The sequence below is a fragment of the uncultured Porphyromonas sp. genome (genome assembly GCF_947254915.1).
Taxonomy (GTDB): Bacteria; Bacteroidota; Bacteroidia; order Bacteroidales; family Porphyromonadaceae; genus Porphyromonas.
The window spans coordinates 1-7011 of record NZ_CAMYEZ010000114.1 but is presented as its reverse complement, the minus strand read 5'-3'; the positions used below and the strand labels follow the sequence as shown (position 1 = coordinate 7011).

The following is a 7011-nucleotide window of genomic DNA, read 5'->3' as shown; positions in this document are numbered from 1 at the left end:
GTCAATATGCGATCATATATTTGTAGCGTGAAGCTTACTGAATAGGTTATAACTGATTCATAATTAGTGAATAGCAATTGATTCTCAGTTGACTATATTATCGTGAAACGTCAGATATTACAACTAAATCTACCACGATTTATATGTGATAGGTCTGAAGATTATAGTGGTATCCAACTTTCTGCAGTACGATTGTGATGCAGATGAGTTGTACTACATTCTGAATATTTTCATTTGTATGCTTTCGATCGTATGCATTTGTGATTGTCTTGTATTGCTTTTTGGCTTATGACTTTGCTTTGTCAATGCCTATCTCTAGCGACCTGTCAAGAGCAATGTCTAGACTGTCAAGACACGACAAACTAGTAATAGCTTCTTAAAGTCACTACGGAGAAAATCAAACAATTGCTCCGTGGAGATTCTAGATTACCCTCGGAGGAACGAACAATTTCTTCCGAACTTTCATTCCTTTCTTCCGAAGTTTCATTTCATTCTTGCGAACTTTTATTTCGCTCCTCGGTGGGGAAATTTCATTTCCTCGGGAGCTATCGGAATATTCCTCGGGCGAGATTGACTTCATCGGTGATTTCAGAGAAGCTATAGCGTGAGTCTATATCGCTCCACAGCGAGACTCTGTCCATCTTAGTGTACAAGAATGGAATGTATGTGTTCGCCCTGAACACTCTAACGAGAGTCTTTGATCTTACAGCGAAAATTAAGCTAGGCTAGCTATTTTCACAACAGAAGGTTCAACCGCTTTAATTCACCGATTGAGCCTTCTACTCTTCTTATAGAGTGACTATGGTAGCTCGCCTACGAGGAGCAAACTTGATCGATAGCTATTTCTGTATAGTCAGATAGGAAATCGCTGTATTTACTTCACTTTTCTTCTTACGGCTTAGGGGGGTATCCCCTTAGTCAGTTACTATAAAGCCTCTAGAGCCTTTTACTTAGCCTTGCGGCTAGTAACCTGTCCGAGCGTCTTCCGCAAGCGAGAGAAGAGATCTGTCGTAGGAAGCTCTGCTTTGATCGTCTCAGCTTCACGACGCTCAGAGACGATGAGCAGGATATCATCTGGATGCAGGTGTAGTCCTCCCTTTGGCACTATATAGCGATCGTGGCGACGTACGAGGATGACCAACTCTTCGGGGTTGAGCGCAAGATCCTTGAGTAGATGTCCCTCGGTCAGCATCTCCTCTACGACCACACGCTCCTCCATATTTGTATTAGTCTCCTCTGGGATCTCAACTCCCATGAAGTAACCTTCGGGAGGTGCGGGCTCTGCTAGATGTAGCGCACGAGCGACAGGTGTGATCGTCATACCCTGACAGATGAGCGATACTAGCGTAATGACGAAGACTATAGTAAATATGTGATTAGACTGAGGCACCTCGGCCAGTACGGGATAGGTGGCAAAGAGTATCGGTGCGGCGCCACGTAGACCGACCCAAGAGGTGAAGAGACGAGCTTTGAAGGATAGGTTACGGAATGGTAGTAGCGTCACGAAGCAAGCTAGCGGACGGGCTACAAACATCATCAGCACGGCAATGAGTAGCGTTGGAATCAACACAGGGAGCATGTCGCTCGGATTGACCAAGAGTCCTAGCATGATAAAGAGTATAATCTGTACGAGCCAGGTGATACCATCAAAGAAGCCATAGACCGACTTACGTGCTGTGATTTTGCTATTTCCAAGGTAGATACCAGCTATGTAGACTGCGAGGTAACCATTGCCCCCGATGTACCACGTACTCACGTAGGTGATCATGACCAAGCAGAGCAGAGCGATGGGATAGAGGACTTCGTTCTGAATGTTCAGATTATTGAGCATCTTGACGCATAGCCAGCCAAAGAAGAAGCCTCCTATTATTCCAAAGAAAAACTGAAGTACAAGGCTCCCCGCCACTCCCCATAGAGAAGTTTCGCCTCCCATGACGAAGCCGATCAGAGCGACGGTAATCATATAAGCCATAGGGTCGTTACTACCACTCTCTAGCTCTAGGAGAGGTTTTAGATTTTCCTTAAGATGCACACGCTGCGAACGTAAGATAGCAAAGACCGATGCGGAGTCGGTACTGGACATCGTTGCAGCTAGCAATATGGCAATAGGTAGCGAGAAGGTGAGCGAAGCAAAGAGGTAGTGGGTCACACCAAAGATAAGTAGACCCGTAAAGAGTGTCGTAAGCAAGACTCCGATAGTACTCAAAGCAATACCTTCGCCTAGCACAGGGCGTATCTGCGAGAGCTTGGTCCCCATACCACCCGAAAAGAGGATGATCGATAGAGCTACAATCCCGATGGACTGAACCCCCTTCATATTGCTAAAATGTATGCCGATACCATCTACTCCAAAGAGCATACCTGTCAGCAGGAAGAGAAGCAAGGCAGGTACTCCAAAGCGTGCTCCTACTTTACCAAGAAGGATAGCGACAAAGATTACAACAGATCCAATAATAAGAAAGGTCTCAGTAGATAAAATCATAAGGAGATGCTAAGTGAATGATGGTGATCTAAGAAAAGCTCTAGGAGAGTTACAACAAAGTATCTTAAATCTCCTAGAGATGCTATAAATGATGCATCCGCAAATATACGAAAGAAATCAATTCTCTTTGCCTAAGAATGGCTTTCGTAGACTCAGCTATCAAATAACAAAACGACCACGAGGGATATAGACTTTCCTTCGAGGTCGTTGTGTTAATCTTATTAGGTAATCGTCGAGATTATAAATCGGCAGTGTTATTTCGATCTGTTAGAGGTGAGAGAGTCAGTGTAGAGGAGATTGCTTGTTTAGGCGTATACACTTCAGGGTGATCAGCTATCTGCATTAATATTGGAGAGCCAAAGTCTGAGATGCTCTTGATTTCAATACGATAGTCGTTGTTTCGAACTATGCCATAGTGTCCATAGCCCTTTTGATCAGGCGCGTGCTGGATTGGGAGGTAATAATAGTTGTAGCTTCGCAGATAATAGCGCAACCCCTTGAAGTCTATTGGATAAATCTCGTCTCGATAAGGATCTTTAGGTATCTGCATTTTATCACCATATGTCCTCACAAACTCTTCGCATACATCCTGTAAATCTTTTGGATAGTCTGCTGGTATGCTTACCCTCGGGCTTGAACCATTCGTAGCCTTATTGCGTTTATGGATTGCTTTCAGATAAGTGGTGAAGTCTCGTCCTCGATAGTAGCGACCATTGTAGCTAATCCATCCCTCATCTGACTTAAAGTCACTCAGTGCATTTAAGTTTGTAGGATAAACTTTGTAGCCCACGAGTACAGATGGTATAAAGTAATAGGATAGGTGATCAGGGTCAATAGTCGTCTCCAATGCGTAGTATCGATAATCGGTTAAATTACACTCATCAACCGTCTTCGGTATTAGCTTAAGAGGCTCTAGATTGAAAATAGTCTTAGAAATCTCATCGATTCTGTACGTATTGAGAAGAGTCTTATAGGCACTTGAGTTACTGCTAGCAATCTCCTTATAACCATAAGAATAGGCATATCGATTAGCAAAGCTTGACCCATCTCCAGGCTTTTCCATAACATCCCCTGAGCCTCCGATGAGTGGTGCTAACTCTCGCATTAGGAAGCTCCTCTTAGCTACACATCCAAGGAGAAATGCACCTCCATTAGTTAAGTCAATCGACATATATTGAGGCACTTTGGGCTCTCCAAACATCCTTAAGCGAGCCATCGTCCGCGCTAGGGGTACTTGTACAGGAGAAGCGCCTTTGTCAAAGGCACTCTTCTCAATTTGTATAGGTCCTTGATCATTACTCCACACTACAGAAGCTACTTTATTTTGAGACTCACTGTATAGCTCATTAAATTTATAAACTTTCTCGGATAGTTTACTCCAAGAGGCTCCCTGACCAAACGTACTTTGAATCGCAGGCGTAGCATTAAGTACAGCAACGAGATAGTAGGATGCAACAGGTAGGGACATAGATAGAGGAGCATTGATCGTTAGCTCATCTTTGCCAAAGGTGCGGTGAGCCACCATCGTGCGCTCTGCAGTCTCAGATTCACTGGAGAAAAAGTATAAATCTAGTTTTTCTATAGCAGATATCGGGTCATCATCGCCAACTCTCAAGTCAACTCCTTGGCAGTTTAGCTGTATGCGCAGATTGCCCTCCGTGGCTATGTGTGCTGGAGTTTTAGGCGATTTACGACACGCCCCCAATAGCAGTAAGCTTAAGCATAGCATTAGTGAGATAAGTCTAGGTGTCGCAAGGCTCTTATGACTTCGCAAGCTAGTATTAGCTTTCTGCAGGAGGCTCATAGGTGTTTGTTGCTTCATAGATTTGAGCTTTAAGTAATAGGTTTCTTTACGTTCTAGTGCGAAGTTAAGCAAAAGAAAAGAATCCTCCAAAGCTTAACTTTATTATTACCAAAAAAGATCAATCTACGAACTAAACATAATTCCAATTCTAAATGTTGCTAGGATTTTGTAAGACTGTCTGAGGAATCACTCTCAAGATCAGAACATCAGTCTAAGGCATCTTCGTGGATGTATGTTTCTACCGAGGAATTTCCCGATAGCTCACAAGGAAACGAAAATTCTCCACGGAACTAGGAAATAAAAGTTCGGAAGAATGAAATGAAACTTCGGAAGAACGGAACCAAAGTTCCGAAGAATTTTTCCGCTCCTCGCTGGATAATCAAAGATTGCCACCGAGGAATCTTTCGATTTCCTCCATAGTTTATATGCGTGTAGCTAGAAGATCTATCACCAGATCTCCGCTATTCAACACTCTGTCTTTAGCAAGACAGAGCTCCGACCAGCTCATTGACGTCTGATATATGATTCTCTTCTAGATAGTTGGAGAGTCCGTGAACAAGCTTAGAGGCAATATCTGGCTCTACAAAGTTGTAGGTGCCGACTTGTACGGCTGTGGCACCGGCTAGTAAGAACTCAACCACATCCTCCACAGAGGCGATGCCACCTAGTCCTATGACTGGGATGGATACGGCTTGCGACACCTGCCACACCATACGGACGGCTATAGGCTTGACAGCTGGACCGCTCAGTCCTCCAGTGATTGTGGATAGCTTCGGTTTGCGAGTCTTGACATTGATCGCCATCCCGAGGAGCGTATTGATCAGAGAGAGACTGTCTGCGCCAGCCTCTTCGGCTGCGCGAGCTATCGCTGTTATGTCGGTGACATTGGGCGATAGCTTGACCATCAGATGCCCTTTGTAAGCCTTCCGCACAGCCGAGACCACTTCGTAGGCGCTCTCGCAGTTGACGCCAAAGGACATACCGCCTTCTTTGACATTCGGACAGCTAATGTTTAGCTCTATGGAGTGCACCTTCGGGTGATCGTTTAGTCGCTCAGCGCAAGCCACATAGTCTTCTATCGTAGAGCCACTCACATTGACGAGAACCTCTGTATCGTAGTGACTTAGCTGAGGGAGGATATGCTCTACGAGATAGTCCACTCCCCTATTCTGCAGCCCCACACAGTTGAGCATACCAGCCGTCGTCTCTGCCATACGTGGATAGGGATTGCCTTGTCGTGGGTGTAGCGTAGTCCCCTTGACTATAAATCCTCCTAGCTCATTAAGATTTTGAAATGGAGCAAACTCCAGCCCATATCCGAAAGTACCAGAAGCAGTTAGGATAGGATTCTTTAGGGTAATGCCTCCCCCTATATTGACCGATGTGCTTACCATAATAGTTGATCAAAGTTAAAGACAGGGCCTTTCGTACAGACACACGTGTTCCCCTGGTTTGCGATGTTTTCTACACAGCATAGGCATGCCCCCACGCCACAAGCCATAAGGTTTTCAAGAGAAGCCTGCCCTGGCACGTTGTGCACTTTTGCCCAGTTGTGGATAGCACGCATCATAGGGCGAGGGCCGCAGGTGTAGACCATAGAGTACTTGTCTAGCTCTAGCTCAGGAGCCGCTAGGACGGGTCCCCGAGTGCCATACGATCCGTCATCAGTCGTGTAGCTGTAGGAGCAACCGATCTGCGCTATCTCATCTCGCAATATCAGTAAGGAAGCGGTGCGAGCGCCTATGATCAAGTGCGGTCTCACACCCGATAGCTGCTGCAGGTGACGAGCGAGCATAATAATAGGTGCCATCCCTACCCCACCAGCGATTAGGAGCGGACGCTCGCCAGCTATCGTGGGGCCTATGGTAAAGGGAGTCCCTAGAGGTCCGACAATATTTACCTTGTCTCCCTCTGTTAAGTCGCATATATAGTTGCTACCACGCCCTACGCGCTGTACCAAGAGCGTTAGGCATAGATCCTCTCTAGACCACTTGTATATGGATATAGGGCGTCGCAAGAGTATTCCCGTAGGGCGACAGTCTACCTGTACAAACTGCCCTGGCGCTACACCTTGTAGCCACGAGGTATCGTCAGAGGAGACCTCTAGTCTTAGTGTAAGTAGGTGATAGCGTGGCGCTACCTGCTCGTTGTGTAGGATAGTCGCATCAACGATAGCAGGCTGTGATGTTGTGATCCGATCCATATACATTGATTTGTAAGCGTATTGAGAACTATAGCTTCCATCTCTAGGCTTCTTTAGTCTCTGCTGATACAAAAGTACAGCTTTTTGATGTCTCACACGCTATCTACATCAATGCTGCATTATACCCATCTATTCTAGGCTTTACTTCTGACGACAATGTGTTATCTCTAGAGAAGTTGTAGTACCATACGGGTGAAACTTTTGTGCCAAGGGGGGGGAACTTTAGTTTCACCCTGTTGGAACCAATATCTTCTCGCCCTAAGGCAACAAAAAGTTCCCATAGTAGGACTACGAGGACTCACAGATGTTCGTTTGACGAGAGGGCTATCGGGAGAGCTGCTCGGAGGCTAAAGCGGTCGCCACGTCGTGGTAGTGCAGCAGAGCGTCGAGAGTCGGGGTGGCATCATAGGGGACGGCCGTCATAATGGGCTCGATGAGTCGCGCTATCTCGGTGAAGCCAATACGCTCATCGAGGAAGGCGCGCACAGCGACCTCGTTGGCCGCATTGAGCAAGCAGGGGAT

Annotated in this window: 4 protein-coding genes and 1 pseudogene; all 5 read right to left on the bottom strand. The window is 46.0% G+C overall.

The window, feature by feature from the left end; translation table 11 throughout:
- Positions 1-946: 946 nt before the first annotated feature.
- Positions 947-2482, bottom strand: a complete 1536-nt coding sequence (locus tag Q0X57_RS06935; protein WP_297729484.1) for a potassium/proton antiporter — start codon at positions 2480-2482, stop codon at positions 947-949.
- Positions 2483-2720: 238 nt separating this feature from the next.
- Positions 2721-4304 carry a fimbria major subunit gene (locus Q0X57_RS06930; protein WP_297729481.1) on the bottom strand — a complete coding sequence of 528 codons (1584 nt, stop codon included), beginning with the start codon at positions 4302-4304 and terminating at the stop codon, positions 2721-2723.
- 461 nt (positions 4305-4765) lie between these two features.
- On the bottom strand, positions 4766-5680 hold the full coding sequence (locus Q0X57_RS06925) for a dihydroorotate dehydrogenase (protein ID WP_297729478.1): 915 nt from the start codon (positions 5678-5680) through the stop codon (positions 4766-4768).
- A complete protein-coding gene (locus Q0X57_RS06920; protein ID WP_297729475.1) occupies positions 5674-6489 on the bottom strand; it encodes a dihydroorotate dehydrogenase electron transfer subunit in 816 nt (271 codons plus the stop codon). Before Q0X57_RS06920 ends, Q0X57_RS06925 begins: the two co-directional genes overlap by 7 nt.
- 324 nt (positions 6490-6813) lie before the next feature.
- A pseudogene (locus tag Q0X57_RS06915) lies at positions 6814-7011 on the bottom strand (1-deoxy-D-xylulose-5-phosphate reductoisomerase); the annotation flags it as partial.

What these genes read in the sequence shown, in the direction of transcription:
- Q0X57_RS06935 (WP_297729484.1), bottom strand. Translation starts at nt 2,482, where the DNA reads ATGATTTTATCTACTGAGACCTTTCTTATTATTGGATCTGTTGTAATC.
- Q0X57_RS06930 (WP_297729481.1), bottom strand. Translation starts at nt 4,304, where the DNA reads ATGAAGCAACAAACACCTATGAGCCTCCTGCAGAAAGCTAATACTAGC.
- Q0X57_RS06925 (WP_297729478.1), bottom strand. Translation starts at nt 5,680, where the DNA reads ATGGTAAGCACATCGGTCAATATAGGGGGAGGCATTACCCTAAAGAAT.
- Q0X57_RS06920 (WP_297729475.1), bottom strand. Translation starts at nt 6,489, where the DNA reads ATGGATCGGATCACAACATCACAGCCTGCTATCGTTGATGCGACTATC.